This is a genomic window from Acetobacter fabarum, assembly GCF_022483405.1.
In the GTDB taxonomy this organism is placed as follows: Bacteria; Pseudomonadota; Alphaproteobacteria; order Acetobacterales; family Acetobacteraceae; genus Acetobacter; species Acetobacter fabarum.
The window spans coordinates 463,588-481,381 of the sequence record NZ_JAKVNI010000001.1 but is presented as its reverse complement, the minus strand read 5'-3'; the positions used below and the strand labels follow the sequence as shown (position 1 = coordinate 481,381).

Here is a 17,794-nt window from a genome sequence, read left to right as displayed (position 1 = left end):
AGGTCCAGACAAACAGGTATGAGAGAGGGAATAAAGCGTCCTGTCCGGAAAGACCTCTCTCTCGTGCCGGGGGGATGTACTGCTGACCCGCAGTGCCCCGGCAACCTGTAAAAGACATCCTTACTGGAAGGGTAGGTAACGGAAATCCATAAAGAGTTCGCTCAGGCTGGTGTCTGGCGCGCCACCGTTGCCCTCCCACGCATGAATGCGCGAATAGGCAAGCTGCACACCAGCTTCCACCGTACCATAACGGCCTTTAAGGAAACGATACCACGCTCCGATTGTGGCTTCCATAACACTATGGATGTTACTGCCAGCCGCACAATTACCACTCAGCTCGGTATAGCACCCCGTGTTGTTATAGGCAGGGTTGCCGTAACCGTAGGCTTGACCACCTTCCGAGAAGTAGCTGCGACCGGCCTGTTGGTAGCCAAAATAGCCATACACGTCAATGAGCGGGTTGGGGTGGGCGATAATTCCCGCCGTGCCCTGTAGGGAGAACAGGGGCGAGGGCGCACCATTGGCCCTGAGCGTGGCATCGGGCAGCAGCACGGAGCCGTAGCGGCCAATGCCATAACCCGCCAGCCCTGCCAGCCGCACTTCCACCTTGTGCGGAATAACCGGCAGAATCATGGACCCACCGCCACCACCACCCACGGCGGTATGGTTTTTGCCCGCCCCAAGGGTGGAAACACGGTCATGCGGGAAGTGGAGAATCCCCTCCACTTCGTAATGGCCCCAGTGCGGGTCCCAGGCGATCTTGCCGATCACATCGGGGGCAATTTCGTTGGGGAACAGGGCATCGTTGGTCAGGCCTGTGCCGCTGGACCCCACGGTAACGGTCTGCCCGCCGGGCATGATCACCTGCCCGTCCGATGTGCCGTTGCGGAAGGAACTGGTGCTGTACAGCGTTGCCGAGTTTTCAATCGAAAGGCCGGTCCACAGGCGGTGGCTCAGGAAGTCCTTTACAAAGCGGAACTGGAGTTGCCGCGCCCATGTCTGCCCTGCCAGCATGGAGGATTCTATGGTTTCAGGCAGGCTTTCCTGGCGGGGGATAATCCCTACGCGGCCGGGGGTGAGCATGCTCCACGCCTGCCCGGCAAGGAAGTGGAAGTTCTCCTTGCTGTTGTCATACGCAAGGTAGGCCTGACGCATGCGGAAGGCGTAGCTGTTGCTCTCATACGCATCGGTGGTGGCGGCACCCGCGCCAAAGTCCATTTCGAACACGCCGGAAATGGTGGAGTATTTGTCAATATTCCCACGCGCCATAAGCGAGAGGCGGCTGTAACGCGCGCTGCCCTCAAAGTTGTCGGTATGGTAGCGCGGTTCGTTCTTGAACGGTGTGTCCTGCCAGAAGTTGAAGGTGCCGCTGGCGGTGTGGCGGTTGCTCTCCACGGCCGAAGCATCAATAAACCCACCAAGGATCAGGGTAACGGGGCCGATGTGGAATACGCCGTGGTCACCCAGTGCACCTGCCGCCTGTGCGCCCGCCGTCTCGCGCGAGTGGGGGCCAACGCCGTTTTCCGCCAGACGGGAGATCACGTCTTCCGCGCGGTGGCCAACAACGGATTCTACGGTTGGGATGTCATCCGCGCTGCCAAACACGGGCTGGGCGTCCGGCCCGCCGGTATGGAAGTGCCCGCTGCCGCCAAGGTGGTGGACTCCGGGTTCTTCCTCATGGTCGGCGGAGTGTACGGCAATGCCGGCCTCGCGGTCGGCGTCATCCATGCTGGCAATCTGGTGGGTGGCCAGTCCGTGATGGGCCGCGGCACTCCCCGCATGGGCAACCGAGCGGTGCGCGGCAATCTGCTTTTGCACGCTTACCAGAGCTTTCTGCAAAGCCCGCTGTTCGGACTGGATGCGCGTAATCTGCTGTTCCAGCGCATCAAGCGCGGCTTCGTCCCCTGCGGCCATGGCTGGCGTGCCAAGGCACAGCAGCAGCGGGCCGGAGGCCAGCATTGTGCCCATACACAGGCTGGCTTTCATGCAGTGCGCCCAAGAGGCGTGCAGGGACTTAAAGATGCGCATGCTCTCTTCATTTTCTGGCAAGTGTTACGCGGGAACCTGTTTTGATCAGAACCATTTTAGCCCCCCCTTAGTAAAGAGAGACATGCTTAAAAAATAATTTCAGAACAAACGCGCTTGCCGTTAAAGAAGGCGCAATAGAGTTTGAAAAAAACAGAGCATTGGGGAAAAGGAAGTCTTTATGGCCAGAATGATCCACAGCATGCTGCGTGTGCTGGATGAACAGAAATCTGTTGCCTTCTACGCCAATACGCTGGGGCTTGCCCCGGTCGGGCGCTTTGAGTTTGACAGTTTTACACTGGTCTATCTGGCCAATGACGAGCAGAGTTTTGAGCTGGAACTCACCATCAACCACGGCCGCACGGAGCCTTATGCTCTGGGGGATGGCTATGGGCATCTGGCGGTTTCGGTGGCGGATGTGGTGGCTGAGCACGCGCGCATGCACGCAGCAGGCCACCCGGTTACGCCGGTTAAAACCCTGCAGCACGAGGGCACGGTGATCGGGCAGTTCTTCTTCCTGACCGACCCGGACGGCTATAAGATCGAGGTGCTCCAGCGCGGCGCGCCGGGCCGCTTTATCTAACCCCACCTGGCGCATACAGGCCGGGACAGCAGGGGCCGCGCCATGCTATGCCTTACGGGCCAGTACAGCGCCTACCCGTGCGGGTGGGGCATGGCATCCCGGTCTGAATTGGCATATAAGGCGCGCAATGCTGACCTCTTTTTACAAAATGCACGGTCTGGGGAATGATTTTGTCATCCTCGACGAGCGGACGGGCGACCTGCCCCTTACCCCCGGCCGCATTGCAGCTCTGGCGCACCGCCGCCGGGGTATTGGCTGCGACCAGCTTGTAACCCTGCGCGCGCCCACGGCGGATGGGGCAGATGTGCTTGTGCGCTTTTTCAACCCCGACGGGTCGGAGGCCGGGGCCTGCGGCAATGCCTCGCGCTGTGTGGCCGATCTTGTGTGGCGCTGTAGCGGTAATGCAACACCTGTGCTGCAAACCCGCGCAGGCGTGTTGCCCACCAGCAGAACCCCCGACGGGCTGATTACGGTGGACATGGGCGCTCCACGCACCCACTGGCAGGATGTGCCACTGGCCATGGCGGTGGATACACTGCACCTGCCCTTGCCGGGTGATCCGGCGGCGGCTTCCATGGGCAATCCGCACGCCACGTTTTTTGTTTCCGATTTTGGTATGGTGGCGCAGGGGCATGCTCTGGAGCACGACCCCATTTTTCCCGAACGTGCCAATATCGGTTTTGCCCGCATGGACGGGCCGCACCACATGCGCCTGAAGGTGCATGAACGGGGTGCCGGCGTGACCGAGGCCTGCGGGTCCGGTGCATGTGCCGCCGTGGTTAATGCCGTGCGGCGTGGCCTTGCCGCACGGACCTGCACGGTGGAACTGGATGGCGGCACCCTGCACATTGTCTGGTCCGAGCAGACGGGCCATGTACTCATGACCGGCTCCGCCACCACAGCTTTTGAAGGGACGGTCGATCTGGCCGCCTATCCATCATGACCACCCGGCCAGAAATCCTGACCTTCGGCTGCCGCCTGAACACGTGGGAGAGCGAGGTCATGCGGGACCACGCGCAGGGGCTGGGCAATGTGATCATTGTCAACACCTGCGCGGTTACGGGGGAGGCAGAGCGGCAGGCAAGGCAGGCCATCCGCCGCGCACATCGTGAAAACCCCGATGCCCGCATTGTCGTGACCGGCTGCGCCGCCCAGATCCACCCCGAAAACTGGTCCACCCTGCCCGGCGTGACCCGCGTGCTGGGGAATGAGGAAAAACTGAAGGCCGAAAGCTGGTCCCCCGCGGCACTGGCCGAGCCTGTAGCCGTATCCGACATTATGGCGGCAAGGGAAACGGCCGCTCATCTGGTCACCGAATTTGCAGGCCGTACCCGTGCGTTTGTGCAGGTTCAGCAGGGGTGCGACCACCGCTGTACCTTCTGCATTATTCCCTTTGGGCGCGGGCCTTCGCGCTCCGTGCCGGTTGGGGCCGTGGTGGAGCAGGTGCGCGCACTGGTGGGGGCTGGCTACCGCGAGGTGGTGCTGACCGGGGTGGACATGACCTCCTGGGGCACGGACCTGCCGGGCAAGCCCGTGCTGGGGCAGTTATGCCGCCGTGTGCTGCGGCTGGTGCCCGAGCTGGAGCGGCTGCGCCTGTCCTCGGTTGATCCGGTGGAAATTGATGAGGACATCTGGCAGCTGCTGGAGGCCGAGCCCCGGTTCATGCCGTATCTGCACCTTTCCCTACAGGCCGGGGCGGACCTTATTCTCAAACGCATGAAGCGCCGCCATCTGGTGGAAGATGCCGCCCATGTTGTGGCGCGCGCCAGAAGCCTGCGGCCCGATATTGGTATTGGTGCCGACCTTATTGCCGGGTTCCCCACTGAGGATGACGCCCTGTTCGAGCAGACGCGTGCCTTTGTGGCAGACATGGCGCTGCCTTACCTGCATGTGTTCCCCTACAGCGAGCGTGAGGGAACCCCGGCAGCGCGCATGCGTGCGGTGCCCGTGCCCCAGCGCAAGGCGCGTGCAGCCGCCCTGCGTGCGGTGGGGGCCGCATCTGCGGCGCGGTACTATGCAAGCCTGCTGGGCCAGCCCCAGCGTGTGCTGATGGAAACCCCCACAACAGGACATAGCGAGCAGTTTGCACCCGTCCGCCTGAGCGGGGCCGAAGCCTCGGTCGGGGATATTCTCTCCCTTCTGCCCATCGCGGTGGAAGAGGGCGGGCTGGTGGCGGAAAGGATCTAGAATGGCGCTTGGTTTTTTCTCTCGTCTCAAGGAGGGGCTGTCCCGCTCCACCCAGAAGCTGGGTGGCGGGCTTACGGGTATTTTTACCCGCCGCAAACTGGATGACGAGGCGCTGGAGGAACTGGAGGAACTGCTCATTACCGCAGACCTTGGCCCCGGTGTTGCGGAAAAGGTGATTGAGACTTTTCGATCCAGCCGCTTTGGTACCGAAGTCACGGATGAGGAAATCCGGCTGGCTCTGGCCGAAGAAATTGCCCGGATTCTGGAGCCGGTAGCCGTACCGTTTACCCCCGACCCCGCCCACAAACCGCACGTAGTGCTGGTTGTGGGGGTTAATGGCGTGGGCAAAACAACCACCATTGGCAAAATGGCCCGCTTTTTTTCCGCTCAGGGCAGCAAGGTCATGATGGTGGCGGGCGATACGTTCCGTGCCGCAGCCGTAGAGCAGCTCCAGATCTGGGGCGAGCGCACGGGCTGCCCGGTTATTGCTGGCCCCCCGGGGGCTGATGCCGCAGGCCTTGCATACGAAGCGCTCAAGCGTGGCAAGGCCGAAGGGGCGGACCTGGTGTTCGTGGATACGGCCGGCCGCCTGCACAACAAGTCGGCGCTGATGGAAGAGCTGGCAAAAATTATTCGCGTCATGCGCAAGTTTGATGAAAGTGCACCCCATTCGGTCCTGCTGGTGCTGGATGCCACAACGGGGCAGAATGCCGTGGAGCAGGTGCGGGTTTTTCGCGAACTTGTGAACGTGAGCGGGCTGGTCGTGACCAAACTGGATGGCTCGGCCCGTGGCGGTATTGTGGTCGCACTGGCCGATGGGTTCGGCCTGCCGGTGCATGCCGTTGGCGTGGGCGAACAGGTAGAGGATCTGCGGCCTTTTTCCGCTATGGACTACGCGCGCGGGCTGGTTGGCCTGCCCGGAACAGAGTGATCGGCGGGGTGGCGCAAATGCTACGGAGCAATATTTTGGCCCATAAGCCTGCTAAGGTTTCTTGACAGGATATGGCAGCCCCGTTAGCAAGCGCCTGCACCCCCTTGGGAGGTGCGAGGTATGTGTAAGGAAAAAGACGATTCCTTCAACGCCAGATTGCAGTCGGCAGAGCGCCGCTACGGTCTGGTCAAGGAGGAAAAACCTCAGGTTGATGCAAACATGGAGGCCGACAGGTCTCTGGCTGCATTGGCGTTCAGAGCCGGGACAGAAATGCTTGCGGGGCTGATTGTAGGGGTTGCCATGGGGTGGGGGCTGGATCACTGGCTCCATACCCGGGCGTTGTTCCTTGTCATCTTCGCACTTTTGGGCGGTAGCGCCGGAATGCTGAATGTTTGGCGTCTGGTCAGGACGATGGACGTAAAGTAAGAAGCTGAAGCCCGGATATTCGATTCGGGGCAAGGTCTAGGAGAGCGGTTGTGGCGGGCGGTTCCAGCATTAACGTACTTGAACAGTTTGAGCTCCACCCCGTTCTTGGTGGGCTGGGCGAGGCCCTGCGCTTCAGCCAGTCTCCGCTGTACATGATCGCGGCAGTCTGCCTTGTTCTTGCGTTCCTGTATTTTGGCATGCGCCCCGCAGCAGTTGTACCCGGCCGGCTTCAGGCCGCAGCCGAGGTCTGCTACGAGTTCATTCATAACATGGCCGTGGATACGATCGGGCCGGAAGGTGCAGCCTTCTTCCCGTTCATCTTCACCCTGTTCTTCTTCATTCTGGCGGGGAACTACATCGGCCTTCTGCCGTTCTCCTTCACCTTTACCAGCCATATTGCTGTCACCTTCGCCATGGCGTTCATGGTGTTCCTGCTGACGGTTGTTGTGTCGCTCAAGGTGCAGGGCCTGCGGTTTTTCGCCCACTTCATGCCGGACGGCGCCAGCCCCTTTCTGGCGCCCCTGCTGATCCCGATCGAGATTCTCTCGTTCCTTTCCCGCCCGGTCAGCCTGTCCATCCGACTGTTCGCCAACATGGTTGCCGGGCACGTCATGTTCGATATTTTCGCAAGCTTTGTTGTCATGCTCGCCGGTTTTGGCGTAGTGGGTGACGTGTTTGCGATCGGGCCCATCGCCATTAACGTGGCGCTTATGGCTCTTGAGTTGCTTGTTGGGGTATTGCAGGCCTACGTGTTTGCCATCCTGACGTGCATCTACCTGCGGGAGGCCGTGGCTCACTGAGCTGCTTTGCCCGTTTCGTTTGAAACTGTCTTGAAACAAGGAAGTGACTGATATGGACATCGCTGCAGCCCGGGAAATCGGTGCAGGTATCGCCGTTATCGCCCTCGCCGGCGTTGGTATCGGCCTCGGCAACATCTTCTCCACGCTGGTCAGCAGCATTGCCCGTAACCCGGCGGCTCGCCCGCACGTGTTCGGTCTGGGCATGCTCGGCTTCGCACTGACAGAAGCTATCGCCCTGTTCGCGCTGCTGATCGCATTCCTGATCCTCTTCGTCTGAGATCGGGAAAACAAGAGGAGACATTCCTGTGGGTGTGATTACGAAGACAGTTCGTGCCGGACTGCTTGCAACGGTTTGCGGCGTTTCTTTGCTGGCCGTTTCGGCACCTGGTGCATACGCCACGGGAATGCCTCAGCTTGACTTTGCCAACCCACTCGTGACCGGTCAGGTCATGTGGGGGGCAATTATTTTCTTCGTCTTCTATCTTGTTCTCAGCAAGGCCATGCTGCCGGGTGTTGCCCGCGTTCTGCATGACCGTAGCCAGCGTATTACAGGTGATCTTGAGGTCGCCCGGTCCGCTAAACAGGATGCTGACAAAGCCGTAGCCGAACTCCAGCAGGCCCGCAAAGATGCCATGGCAGAAGCCCAGGCGCATCTTCAGAAGGTTCTGGACGAAGAGCACCGTGCGGCCGAGCAGCAGATGCAGGAAATCAACGCACGTCTGGCTTCCGAAATTGCGGATGCCGAAAAGAATGTTGCAGCAGAAAAAGCGCGGGCCTTGAGCGCGCTTAAAGAAATTGCGGCCGATACCACACAGGCGCTGGTCCAGCGGCTGACAGGTGTTGCGCCAGACGCCCAGCTTGTTGCCCAGAGTGTTGAGAGCGCATCCGCGCATCGCAGCATTATCTGAAATCCGTACTCAGGGGAATTTTGGTCATGACTGACATTTTTCATGTGGCGGGTTTCTGGGTCGCTGTTTCGTTCGTTCTGTTCTTTGTGCTGGCCGGTAAAAAGCTGTGGACGCCTATCGCGTCCATTCTGGACAACCGCGCCAACCTGATCCGTGAGGAACTGGACGAGGCAGCCCGCCTGCGCCGCGAAGCCGAGCAGATGCTCGAAGATGCAACGCGTGAGCGTGAACAGGCTCTGGCGGAAGCCAAGTCCCTTATCGAGCAGTCCCGCATTAAGGCGGACGAAATGGCCAAGCAGGCCCGTGCCGAAGCCGAGGCCGCCGTGCGCCGCCACGAGCAGATGGCGCGTGACCGGATTGCCGCCGTTGAGCGCGCCGCCGTAAAGGAAGTGCGCCAGCTTGCTATTGATGTGGCGGTCAATGCTGCACACAGCATTATCCCCCAGACCATTGATGAGCAGAAAGCCTCTGCACTGGTTGATCAGGCACTGGCAGACCTGCCCGCCGCGTTCTCCCGTCAGGCAGCTTAAGCCCATCTCCCTTCAGGGTGCATATGTATGACACAAACGGTGCAAACCTCTGTGTCGCAGGCAAACGATGTTCAGCCCGTGCTGAGCATCGTTATTGCTGTTCTGGACGAGCAGGATAACCTGCCACAGGTCTGCCGCGAACTGGCCGAAGCCTGCAAGAGCCTCCCCCCATCGGAAGTCGTGTTTGTAAACGACGGCAGCCGGGATAACACGGTGGCCGTGCTGCGCCAGCTTCGGCAGGACTGCCTGCCTAACCTGCGCATTCTCTCGCACGATCGGTGCTGTGGTAAGTCCGCCGGGTTGCGCACGGGCATTACCGCGGCAAAAGGCGCATGGATTGCCACGATTGATGGAGACGGGCAGGACGACCCGCGTGAACTGGTGGCACTGGTGGCTCTGGCCCGGGCTGCACAGGGTACGCCCCCGCTTGTGGTTGGGGTGCGCGCCAAACGGAAGGATGGCTGGTCCCGCCGCTTTGCCACGCGCTTTGCCAATGGCCTGCGCCAGAGGCTGCTACAGGACCACTGCCCGGATACGGGTGCCCCGATCAAGATTTTTCAGCGCGCCGATTTTTTGCGCCTGCCCCAGTTTGAAGGCCTGCACCGGTTTATGCCCGCCTTTTTTGCCTCTTATGGGGTGCCTCTGGTGTGTCACCCGGTTTCGCATCGGCCGCGGCTGCATGGGCAGTCCAAATATACCAATTTCAACCGTGCTGTCGTGGGTGTGCGGGACCTGCTGGGTGTTATGTGGCTGCGCAACCGCACCCGGCTGCCCAGAACGGTTGATGAATGCTAGGGCCTGCACGCGGGGCCCGTTCCCTGCCGTGGCGTGTGCTGGTGCTGATCGGTCTGGCGGCTTTTGTGCTGTTTCTGCCCGGCCGCATGACAACTCCCCCGTTTGACCGGGATGAACCACGCTACATGGAAGCATCGGCCCAGATGCTGGAGACGCACAACTACATAGATGTGCGCTTTCAGGACAAGCCGCGCTACCTTCAGCCCGCCGGTATTTACTGGCTGGAATCCATGGCAGTTAAGGCCGTGGGCATGGAGTATGCCCGCACGGTGTGGCCGTACCGTATTCCTTCCCTGCTGGCCATGACCGGAGCGGTGGTGCTGACTGCCATAATGGGGACCAGCCTGTTTGGGGCCATGGCTGGGGTCGGGGCTGCGGTCCTGCTGATGGCCTCGGTGCTGGTGGCGGCGGAAAGCCGTATGGGCACGATTGATTCGTGCCTGCTGCTCAGCGTGCTGGTGGCCCAGTACGCGCTGGTACGGGCACTGGCAGACAGGGAAGCAGCGCGCGCCACACCTGCGGGCACGGCGCTGCTGTTCTGGGGCGCTGTGGGCTGCGGGCTTATGCTCAAAGGCCCGGTTGTGCTTATTCCCTCCCTTGCAACGCCGCTGGCCATGGGCTGGGTGGAGCGCAATCTGGACCTGTGGCGCAGGCTGCGCCCGGCATGGGGCTGGCTTGTGGCTGCTGCTGTGGTGCTGCCGTGGTGCGTGGCCATTGGGGTGGTCAGCCATGGCGAGTTCTTCCGGCGTGCGGTGGGTGGGAACTTCCTGGGCAAGGTGGCGTCCGGGCAGGAGGCGCACGGCCTGCCGCCGGGCTACCACCTGCTTGTGTTCCTGATCGCATTCTGGCCCGGCTCCTACTTTGCCGCCAGTGTGCTGCCGCAGGCATGGCGGGAGCGGCGCACTCTGCCGGTGCGTTACCTGCTGTGCTGGATTGTGCCGCACTGGGTGGTGTTTGAAAGCATAGCAACCAAGCTGCCCCATTACGTGCTGCCCACATACCCCGCCATTGCCATACTGAGTGCGGGCCTGCTGGCGCAAAGTGGTGTGGTGTGGCGGAACGGCCCGCAGACCCGCTGGGGCCGCCTGCTGCTTGGGGCCTATGCCGTTTTGTGGGGTTTTGCCGGCTGTGCGCTGGCTGCCGCGGGGCCACTTTTATTGTGGACGCTGGAGCGCCAGTTTAGTGTTCCCGCCCTTGTGCTGGCGGGTGGCGTTCTGCCGCTGGTTGGGCTGGCGGTGTGGCAGATCTGGCGGGCAGAGCTATGTTATGCAGCACTGAGCAGCTGTGTTGCGGCGGCCTTGTTATATGTGGGGCTGTTTACGGTTGTGGTGCCGCAGTTGCGCAGTATCTGGCTGGCACCCCGTCTGGTGGCACTTGTGCAGGCGCATAAACCCTGCGCACAGACACAGGTTTATTCCGTTTCCTTTACCGAGCCCAGTCTGGTGTTCCTGATCGGGGGCAAGGTGGTGCTGGGGAGCCCCGCACAGGCCGCACAGGCCATGCGCGACCACCCGGCCTGCACCGCAGCCCTTGTGGATGTGCGTGAACGCAAGGCGTTTATGGAAGCACTGGGCGCGGAAGCACCAAAGGCGTTCAGCCGTGGCACGGTTGCAGGGTTGAACTATTCCAACGGCCACGCCATGGCGATCAGCCTTTACACGCTGGACACTCCGGCGGTGGATAAAACACCCCACTAAATCTCGCCATCGGGGCGATGGGGGGCGGGCAAAGGCGCCTGTCTGGCTATCTGCCGGAGAGTTTGCTCTTTCCCGCTCTTTGGAGGCACCTGCGGAGCATGCGGGGTGTACGTCGTCTGCTGCTTTGGTCATGCAGGTATGCCTGCGTAACGCTGTAAACGCGCCAGTGGCGTGCAGCAAAGCATATGACAATTTAGGGAAAAAGGTGGTGCCCGCTGACGGATTCGAACCATCGGCCCCATCATTACGAATGATGTGCTCTACCAACTGAGCTAAGCGGGCACAGCAGTGTGTGCGGTAGGCTGACTATCATGATCATTCAGAGCATGCAACATCCATTACGGCAGTAAAGGGGGCTTTTCTCCCCCATATTCCGGTGTGGGCTGGTTTTTTTATTCTTTGCTTTGGGGGGCGGAGTACAAAAGCGCTGGGCGCAGGTCTGTATGGCAGGGGTGCCATACGGTTTTTTCAGTTACAGGGGGGGCGGTTGGTATTAAGAACAGAAGTGATGAACGCAACGCAAGTCATGGCCCTGCTGCGGGAGGCTCTGTTCCCCGGCCGGGATGTCCCGGTTGATGAGGAACGGCACGTCCGGCTTTTGCGCGGGGTGGTGGAGTGTCCGTGCTGCGGGCATTACCAGATTCTGCCAGAGCTTAACCCCGGTACACAGGCGCGCTGCTGCCGGTGTAACCAGCTGCTGGACCGGCGTAACCGCACATCCCCCATAGCAACGCCACTGGCCTTTTGCATCAGCTCGGCTGCGCTCTACCTTGCCATGCTGGCCTCAACCCTGATGATGCTGGACCTGTACGGCCGCCAGCGCACGGTCAATATCCTGACCGGCCCGATTGAACTGCTGCACGAAGGCTGGGGCGAGGTTGGCGTGCTGGTGGCCATTGCCACCATTATTGTGCCCGGTCTGGTTATTGGCATGATGCTGTCCATTCTGGTGGGGGCGTTGCAGCCCCGGCTGCCCTTCTGGGTGCCGCATCTGCTCAAATGGTACGAACGCCTGCGCCCGTGGTCCATGGTGGAGGTGTATATTCTGGGCGTGTTCGTGGCGTACACCAAACTGTCCGATCTGGCTTATGTGCAGATCGGGGCTGCGGTGTATCTGGTCTCGGGCCTGATGCTGACCATGTCCGCTACGGATGCCACGCTGGATACGGAGCTGATCTGGGAACGCAGGCAGACAGACCATAGCCTGCGCCGCATGGATAACAAGCGCGTCCGCCTGACATGCGAGAGTGTGGCGCGCCACACCCCTCTGCCGCCGCCTTCGCACATGGCATCGTGCCTGTCCTGCGGGGCTGTGCTGGCGTTTGATGAGGCCATGCCCACAACCGAGGCTCTGGGCTTTTGCCCGCGCTGTGGCCATGTGGTGCGCCGCCGCAAGTCCAATGGTCGCATGCGCGCGCTGGCACTGCTTATTTCTGCCGTGGTGTTTTACCTGCCAGCCAATATCTACCCGGTCATGACCGTCATCCGCCTGGGTGGGGGCACGGGGCATACCATTATAGCCGGGGCGGTGGAGCTGTGGCAGGACGGGATGATCCCGCTCTCGCTGCTGGTGCTGTTTGCGAGTGTAACCGTGCCGGTGCTCAAGATTTTTGGTCTGCTGTTCATGCTCTTTACCACATGGCGGCGCTCGGAGCGCTGGCTGGTGGCACGGACCAAGCTTTACCGGGTGATCGACATTATTGGCCGGTGGTCCATGATTGACGTGTTCATGGTTTCCATTCTGGTGGCCATGGTCCGCTTTAACAGCATGGCCAGCATTACCGCCAATGGGGGCATGGTCTGCTTTGCCGCCGTGGTGGTGCTGACCATTTTTGCGGTGCATGCGTTTGACCCCCGCGTTATGTGGGACGTGGTGGGCGACAATGAGACATCCTCCGATTGCGGCCTTGCCGGGCGGGCAACACCCGCCCCCGCGCCGCAGACAACTGCCGCGTATTTGAACAATATGGAGCCGGACAGGGCGTGAACGACAGGCACAATTCTCCAAAACATGGTGAAAGTGACAATCAGGATGCGCTGGTGCGCAGGATCCGGTTTTCCATTATCTGGGTTATTCCCATTATTTCGGTACTGATCGCGGGCTTTCTGGTCTGGCGTAGCTTTATGGATAACGGGCCGGAAATTTCCGTTATCTTTGATACCGCCGATGGCCTGACCAGTGGGCAGACACAGGTCAAGAACAAGTCCGTGGTGCTGGGAACGGTGCAGAACATCTCCCTCACCCCCGACCTGCGCCATGTTCGTGTGCTTATTCGCATGAACAAGGGCACCAATGACATGCTGACCGACAAGGCACGGTTCTGGGTTGTGCGCCCCCGCATTAACGGGGCCAGTATTACCGGGCTGGAAACGCTGATGTCTGGCGCGTACATCGCCTTTGACCCCGGGCTGGATGAAAGCGGGCATAATTCCGGCCAGCACATGGACCAGTTTGAAGGGCTTGAAGCCCCACCGGGCATGCGCTCGGACCAGCCGGGTCAGACCTATACGCTGGTGGCCAACAATATTGGTTCGATCGGGCAGGGGGCCCCTGTCTTTTTCCGCGATGTGGATGTGGGGGAAGTGCTGGGCTACACCATGCCACCCGGTGGGCGCGGGCCGGTGCTGATCCAGATTTTTGTCAAGGAACCCTACGACCATTACCTCAATGGGAGCACACGGTTCTGGAACGTCTCGGGCGTTAAGGTGGGCTTTGGGGCCGGTGGGCTCAAGGTTCAGTTGCAGTCCCTTCAGGCGCTGTTCTCCGGCGGGGTAGCGTTTGGCCTGCCCCCGCTGGAGGAGGGCAAACTCCAGCGTGACCTGCCCATGGCTGAGGCCAATACCGTGTTCAAGCTCTATGAGAGCGAGGAAGATGCCCAGAACGCCGGGTACCATGAGCGTGTTCCCGTTGCCACGTACCTGACCTCCTCCGTCAAGGGGCTGGCTCCGGGGGCTGTGGTCAGCATGTTTGGGATTCAGGTTGGCAACGTGACCAGTGTTAAACTGGACATGACCTCCACCCCCGGCCACCCGCGCGTGCGTATTGGCATGGAAATCCAGCCCGAACGGGTGATGACCTCCAAGGAACTCTCGCACGAGGAGGTCACGGCCATGCTGCGGACACTGGTGGCCAACGGCCTGCGGGCCTCCACCGACAGCGCAAGCCTGCTGACGGGGGAAGGGCTGATCTCGCTCAACTTTGTCAAGAACGCAGGCAAGGGCACTACCAGCATGGAGGGCACAACGCTTGTTATCCCCGGTCAGCCGGGGGGTATGAGCGGGATTATGGAATCGCTTTCCACCGTAACCGACCGTCTGGCGGCTATGCCGTTTGAGCAGATTGGCACCAACGCCAACAACCTGCTGGCCCATGCGGACGAAACGCTGACCAGCCCGGATGTTAAGCAGTCTCTGGCCAGCCTGCGTGTGTCCATGCAGCATTTTCAGGCTTTAACGCAGGACCTGCAAAAAGGACTGGCACCTCTTAGCCAGCGCCTGCCTGCCATGGCCGAGCAACTGGACCAGATGCTCCACAACGCCAACCGCCTGCTGGCCAGCTACGGGGGCAACAGCGACTTCAAGCGCAGCCTTCAGGCCATGGTTATCCAGCTTGGACAAACCGCGCGCTCCCTGCGCTTTTTGTCCGACTTCCTGACCAACCACCCCTCTGCGCTCATATCGGGACGATAAGATCATGGCTCGCGTTAAACCTTACGGACTGGCTGGGGCTGGTCTTTGCCGTCGCAACGTTCTGGTCGGCGGGGCCTCGTTGGGGCTTATGGCGTTTACCCTTGCAGGCTGTGCCAGCAGTGGGGCCTCGCTTTACACGCTGGCAGTTGTGCCGGGGCAGGCACAGGCTGGTGGCCCGCGCTTTGTGGAGGTGCGCCTGCCCAGCATTGCCTCCGGCCTGGACCGTGACCGCATTGTTACGGCCGATAGCGGTTATAGGCTGAGCGTTTCCAGCACCGATGCGTGGAGCGATTCCCTTGCCAGCCAGATCGGCCACGCACTGGCGGGGGATCTGGCCCAGCGCCTGCCCGGTACGGGCGTGTTTGTGGAAAACGATGCCGCTGCTGCGGACCCGCAGGTTTATGTGGAGCTTTCGGTCAGCCGCTTTTCCACCGGACCGTCTGGTCATGTGGAGCTGGATGCCATGCTCTCGGTCCAGCCTGCGGCGGCGGGGGCACCTTACGGGCGGGGCACGCTCCAGCGCATTAGCCTGAGTGGCCCTGCCGGTGGCAGCACCATGAGCATGGTGCAGGGCCTTAGCCAGCTTCTGGGCCAACTGGCGGATGTGGCGGCCGGGCAGATCCGCCTGCTCCCGCCCGATGCCCCCAATGCCACGGCCGCCGCGGCGGCGCAGGATGCAGCCCAGTCTGCGCCCTCCTCCGCGCAGGGGCACCGCAAATAAGGGGTGCTCCGGCCCCTGTCTGGTGTTTTATGTCAGCCCCCGCATGTGCCGTGCGGGGGCTGTTTTTTTGGTGATGGCTTTTTTTTGTTATTGCACTACGCTCGCCTCGTTTCTCATCACATGCGAGAGGTTCTCATGGCGGACATTACAGGAAAAGTGGCGCTGGTTACCGGCGGCGGGCAAGGCATTGGCCGTGGCATAGCCCTACGGTTGGCCAAGGACGGTGCGGACATAGCCCTGGTGGACATCCGCGAGGATCGTCTGGCAGGTGTGGTTAAGGAAATCGAGGCACTGGGCCGCAAGGCCACCAGCTTTATTGCCGATATTGGCGACCGCGCGCAGGTAGCGGCAGCGATTGACCATGCCGAGGCTACGCTGGGCAGTTTTGATATTATGGTCAACAACGCAGGCATTGCCCAGATCAAGCCGCTGGCGGATGTAACGCCTGAGGAAATCCAGCGCATTTACCGCATTAACGTGGAAGGCACTCTGTGGGGCATCCAGCTTGCTGCGGCCAAGTTTATTGCGCGCAAAAGCCGCGGCAAAATTATTAACGCCTGCTCCATTGCCGGGCACGAAGGGTACGCCATGCTGGGCGTTTACTCCTCCACCAAGTTTGCGGTGCGCGGCCTTACGCAGGCTGCTGCCAAGGAATATGCCTGCCATGGCATTAACGTAAACGCCTATTGCCCCGGTGTGGTGGGGACGGATATGTGGGTGGAAATCGACAAGGAATTCGCCAAGCTGACCGGTGCTCCTGTGGGTGAGACGTACAAGAAGTTCGTGGACGGCATAGCCCTTGGCCGGGCCGAAACACCGGATGATGTGGCAGGTCTTGTGTCCTGGTTTGCTGGCCCCGATTCCGATTATGTAACCGGCCAGTCGATCCTGATTGATGGGGGTATGGTGTACCGCTAAGGGGCACAGCCTGCGCGCACCACCTAACAAAAACCCCGCCAGAGCGTGCCTCTGGCGGGGTTTTTCATAACAGGGCGGCAGGCCGTGGCTCAGGCTGAGTCGGGGCCAAATTCCGCATCATGGTCAACCAGCGCAATGGGGTATTCGCCGGTAAAGCAGGCATCGCAGTAGGTGGAGCGGCTGGCCTTGCGGCTTTCATGCCCCATGGCGCGGTACAGCCCATCGAGCGAGATAAAGGCCAGACTGTCCACACCAATCAGTTCAGCCATTTTCTGCAGGTCGTTCTGGGCGGCCAGCAGCTTGCTGCGTTCTGGCGTGTCGATCCCGTAGAAGCAGGAATGCTTGGTGGGGGGGGAGGAAATGCGCATATGCACTTCCCGTGCCCCGGCCGCACGCACCATGTCCACGATCTTGCGGGATGTGGTGCCGCGCACAATGGAGTCGTCCACCAGCACAACGCGCTTGCCGTCCAGAATCGGGCGGTTGGGCGAGTGCTTCATTTTTACGCCCAGATGCCGGATCTGGTCGGTGGGTTCAATAAAGGTGCGGCCCACATAGTGGTTGCGGATGATGCCCAGCTCGAACGGAATGCCGCTGGCCTCCGCATAGCCAATGGCGGAAGGCACGCCGGAGTCGGGTACGGGCACGACCACATCGGCCTCAACCCCGCTTTCCTGCGCCAGTTCACGCCCGATTTCCTTGCGCACGTTATAGACCGGCAAGCCTTCAAGCACAGAGTCCGGGCGCGCAAAGTAGATGTATTCAAACACGCAGAAATGGGGTTGCGTGTCCCCGAACGGGCGCAGGGAGCGAATACCGTCATCATTGATGACAATCAGCTCGCCCGGTTCCACGTCGCGTACAAATTCCGCGCCAATAATGTCCAGCCCGCAGGTTTCGGATGCCAGAACCCATGCGCCGTCCTTGCTGCCTTCGCCGGGCAGCTTGCCCAGCACCAGCGGGCGCACACCCATGGGGTCACGCACGCCGATCAGCGCATCCTGCGAAAGAACAACAAGGGAGTATGCACCAGTGACCCGCTTGAGCGCGTCAATCAGCCTGTCTTCCACCGTGGCGTAAAGCGAGATGGCAATCAGGTGCACGAACACTTCCGTATCCGTGGTGGACTGGAACAGGCAGCCACGGCGGATCAGCTCGCGGCGCAGTGTGTCAGCGTTGGTCAGGTTGCCGTTATGGGCCACCGCCAGACCGCCAAAGGCGAATTCGGCAAACAGGGGCTGCACGTTGCGCAGCAGGGTAGCCCCTGTTGTGGCGTAACGGTTATGGCCAATGGCGCGTGTGCCAGCCAGTGTGGCCATAACGCGCGAATCACTGAACACATCGCCCACAAGGCCCAACCCACGGTGGGAATTGAAGCGGTGATGAGCCGGATCGAAGGAGACAATGCCCGCTGCTTCCTGCCCACGGTGCTGGAGGGCGTGCAGTCCAAGGGTTGTCAGGGTTGCTGCGTCCTTGGCGTTCCATATGCCAAAGACGGCACATTCCTCTTGCAGGTGGTCCTCGTCCGCACGGACAGGATCGGGGAGGGAAACGGACGGCGTGGAGTGGGGGTGCATAAGCGC

General features: G+C 61.0%; 17 protein-coding genes and 1 tRNA gene. 15 read left to right on the top strand and 3 right to left on the bottom strand.

The genetic code is table 11. The features are described 5' to 3' along the window. Positions 1 to 120: 120 nt before the first annotated feature. Positions 121 to 1,986 carry a hypothetical protein gene (locus LKE65_RS02425; RefSeq protein WP_244896416.1) on the bottom strand — a complete coding sequence of 622 codons (1,866 nt, stop codon included), beginning with the start codon at positions 1,984 to 1,986 and terminating at the stop codon, positions 121 to 123. Positions 1,987 to 2,206: 220 nt separating this feature from the next. On the opposite strand from LKE65_RS02425, the gene LKE65_RS02420 reads away from it, so the two are divergent. The 11 genes from LKE65_RS02420 to LKE65_RS02370 all read left to right on the top strand — a co-directional run bounded on the left by LKE65_RS02420 (position 2,207) and on the right by LKE65_RS02370 (position 10,882). Then, the gene (locus tag LKE65_RS02420; RefSeq protein ID WP_086646116.1) at positions 2,207 to 2,608 is read left to right on the top strand and encodes a VOC family protein; all 402 of its coding nucleotides are present in this window, start codon (positions 2,207 to 2,209) and stop codon (positions 2,606 to 2,608) included. A 127-nt stretch (positions 2,609 to 2,735) separates the two neighbouring features. Continuing rightward, a complete protein-coding gene (gene dapF / locus LKE65_RS02415) occupies positions 2,736 to 3,551 on the top strand; it encodes a diaminopimelate epimerase (RefSeq protein WP_086646115.1) in 816 nt (271 codons plus the stop codon). After that, positions 3,548 to 4,795, top strand: a complete 1,248-nt coding sequence (gene mtaB, locus LKE65_RS02410; RefSeq protein ID WP_086646114.1) for a tRNA (N(6)-L-threonylcarbamoyladenosine(37)-C(2))-methylthiotransferase MtaB — start codon at positions 3,548 to 3,550, stop codon at positions 4,793 to 4,795. Before dapF ends, mtaB begins: the two co-directional genes overlap by 4 nt. A 1-nt stretch (position 4,796) precedes the next feature. Beyond that, positions 4,797 to 5,726, top strand: coding sequence for a signal recognition particle-docking protein FtsY (gene ftsY, locus LKE65_RS02405; protein ID WP_086646113.1), 930 nt, complete (start codon positions 4,797 to 4,799; stop codon positions 5,724 to 5,726). A 120-nt stretch (positions 5,727 to 5,846) separates the two neighbouring features. Next, on the top strand, positions 5,847 to 6,152 hold the full coding sequence (locus LKE65_RS02400; RefSeq protein WP_278740321.1) for an AtpZ/AtpI family protein: 306 nt from the start codon (positions 5,847 to 5,849) through the stop codon (positions 6,150 to 6,152). A gap of 50 nt (positions 6,153 to 6,202) precedes the next feature. Continuing rightward, positions 6,203 to 6,952, top strand: coding sequence for a F0F1 ATP synthase subunit A (locus tag LKE65_RS02395; protein WP_086646111.1), 750 nt, complete (start codon positions 6,203 to 6,205; stop codon positions 6,950 to 6,952). Between the two features lie 52 nt (positions 6,953 to 7,004). Next, positions 7,005 to 7,229 (top strand): ATP synthase subunit C family protein, encoded by a 225-nt coding sequence (locus tag LKE65_RS02390; protein WP_025828682.1) that lies wholly within the window; start codon positions 7,005 to 7,007, stop codon positions 7,227 to 7,229. A 28-nt stretch (positions 7,230 to 7,257) separates the two neighbouring features. Continuing rightward, positions 7,258 to 7,860, top strand: coding sequence for a F0F1 ATP synthase subunit B family protein (locus LKE65_RS02385; protein WP_086646110.1), 603 nt, complete (start codon positions 7,258 to 7,260; stop codon positions 7,858 to 7,860). 35 nt (positions 7,861 to 7,895) lie between these two features. Further along, the gene (gene atpF, locus LKE65_RS02380; protein WP_369823033.1) at positions 7,896 to 8,390 is read left to right on the top strand and encodes a F0F1 ATP synthase subunit B; all 495 of its coding nucleotides are present in this window, start codon (positions 7,896 to 7,898) and stop codon (positions 8,388 to 8,390) included. Between the two features lie 27 nt (positions 8,391 to 8,417). Then, positions 8,418 to 9,185 (top strand): glycosyltransferase, encoded by a 768-nt coding sequence (locus LKE65_RS02375; RefSeq protein WP_086646108.1) that lies wholly within the window; start codon positions 8,418 to 8,420, stop codon positions 9,183 to 9,185. Then, entirely contained in the window at positions 9,179 to 10,882 is a 1,704-nt protein-coding gene (locus LKE65_RS02370; RefSeq protein WP_278740315.1) for an ArnT family glycosyltransferase, read from the top strand. The genes LKE65_RS02375 and LKE65_RS02370 overlap by 7 nt, the downstream gene beginning before the upstream one ends. A gap of 206 nt (positions 10,883 to 11,088) precedes the next feature. On the opposite strand, the gene LKE65_RS02365 is transcribed toward LKE65_RS02370, so the two are convergent. After that, positions 11,089 to 11,164: transfer RNA gene (locus tag LKE65_RS02365), tRNA-Thr, on the bottom strand. 226 nt (positions 11,165 to 11,390) lie between these two features. Here LKE65_RS02365 and LKE65_RS02360 point away from each other — a divergent pair. The 4 genes from LKE65_RS02360 to LKE65_RS02345 all read left to right on the top strand — a co-directional run bounded on the left by LKE65_RS02360 (position 11,391) and on the right by LKE65_RS02345 (position 16,211). Further along, positions 11,391 to 12,869 carry a paraquat-inducible protein A gene (locus LKE65_RS02360; RefSeq protein ID WP_278740314.1) on the top strand — a complete coding sequence of 493 codons (1,479 nt, stop codon included), beginning with the start codon at positions 11,391 to 11,393 and terminating at the stop codon, positions 12,867 to 12,869. Next, the gene (locus LKE65_RS02355; protein ID WP_086646104.1) at positions 12,866 to 14,572 is read left to right on the top strand and encodes a PqiB family protein; all 1,707 of its coding nucleotides are present in this window, start codon (positions 12,866 to 12,868) and stop codon (positions 14,570 to 14,572) included. Before LKE65_RS02360 ends, LKE65_RS02355 begins: the two co-directional genes overlap by 4 nt. Before the next feature lie 4 nt (positions 14,573 to 14,576). Beyond that, a complete protein-coding gene (locus LKE65_RS02350) occupies positions 14,577 to 15,293 on the top strand; it encodes a PqiC family protein (RefSeq protein ID WP_278740313.1) in 717 nt (238 codons plus the stop codon). 135 nt (positions 15,294 to 15,428) lie between these two features. Continuing rightward, positions 15,429 to 16,211 carry an acetoin reductase gene (locus LKE65_RS02345; protein ID WP_095349704.1) on the top strand — a complete coding sequence of 261 codons (783 nt, stop codon included), beginning with the start codon at positions 15,429 to 15,431 and terminating at the stop codon, positions 16,209 to 16,211. An 89-nt stretch (positions 16,212 to 16,300) separates the two neighbouring features. On the opposite strand, the gene purF is transcribed toward LKE65_RS02345, so the two are convergent. Further along, positions 16,301 to 17,788 (bottom strand): amidophosphoribosyltransferase, encoded by a 1,488-nt coding sequence (purF, locus tag LKE65_RS02340; protein WP_086646102.1) that lies wholly within the window; start codon positions 17,786 to 17,788, stop codon positions 16,301 to 16,303. Positions 17,789 to 17,794: the final 6 nt, after the last annotated feature.

What these genes read in the sequence shown, in the direction of transcription:
- LKE65_RS02390 (WP_025828682.1), top strand. Translation starts at nt 7,005, where the DNA reads ATGGACATCGCTGCAGCCCGGGAAATCGGTGCAGGTATCGCCGTTATC.
- LKE65_RS02420 (WP_086646116.1), top strand. Translation starts at nt 2,207, where the DNA reads ATGGCCAGAATGATCCACAGCATGCTGCGTGTGCTGGATGAACAGAAA.
- LKE65_RS02350 (WP_278740313.1), top strand. Translation starts at nt 14,577, where the DNA reads ATGGCTCGCGTTAAACCTTACGGACTGGCTGGGGCTGGTCTTTGCCGT.
- ftsY (WP_086646113.1), top strand. Translation starts at nt 4,797, where the DNA reads ATGGCGCTTGGTTTTTTCTCTCGTCTCAAGGAGGGGCTGTCCCGCTCC.
- LKE65_RS02360 (WP_278740314.1), top strand. Translation starts at nt 11,391, where the DNA reads ATGAACGCAACGCAAGTCATGGCCCTGCTGCGGGAGGCTCTGTTCCCC.
- LKE65_RS02400 (WP_278740321.1), top strand. Translation starts at nt 5,847, where the DNA reads ATGTGTAAGGAAAAAGACGATTCCTTCAACGCCAGATTGCAGTCGGCA.
- mtaB (WP_086646114.1), top strand. Translation starts at nt 3,548, where the DNA reads ATGACCACCCGGCCAGAAATCCTGACCTTCGGCTGCCGCCTGAACACG.
- dapF (WP_086646115.1), top strand. Translation starts at nt 2,736, where the DNA reads ATGCTGACCTCTTTTTACAAAATGCACGGTCTGGGGAATGATTTTGTC.
- purF (WP_086646102.1), bottom strand. Translation starts at nt 17,788, where the DNA reads ATGCACCCCCACTCCACGCCGTCCGTTTCCCTCCCCGATCCTGTCCGT.
- LKE65_RS02375 (WP_086646108.1), top strand. Translation starts at nt 8,418, where the DNA reads ATGACACAAACGGTGCAAACCTCTGTGTCGCAGGCAAACGATGTTCAG.
- LKE65_RS02425 (WP_244896416.1), bottom strand. Translation starts at nt 1,986, where the DNA reads ATGAAAGCCAGCCTGTGTATGGGCACAATGCTGGCCTCCGGCCCGCTG.
- LKE65_RS02345 (WP_095349704.1), top strand. Translation starts at nt 15,429, where the DNA reads ATGGCGGACATTACAGGAAAAGTGGCGCTGGTTACCGGCGGCGGGCAA.
- LKE65_RS02370 (WP_278740315.1), top strand. Translation starts at nt 9,179, where the DNA reads ATGCTAGGGCCTGCACGCGGGGCCCGTTCCCTGCCGTGGCGTGTGCTG.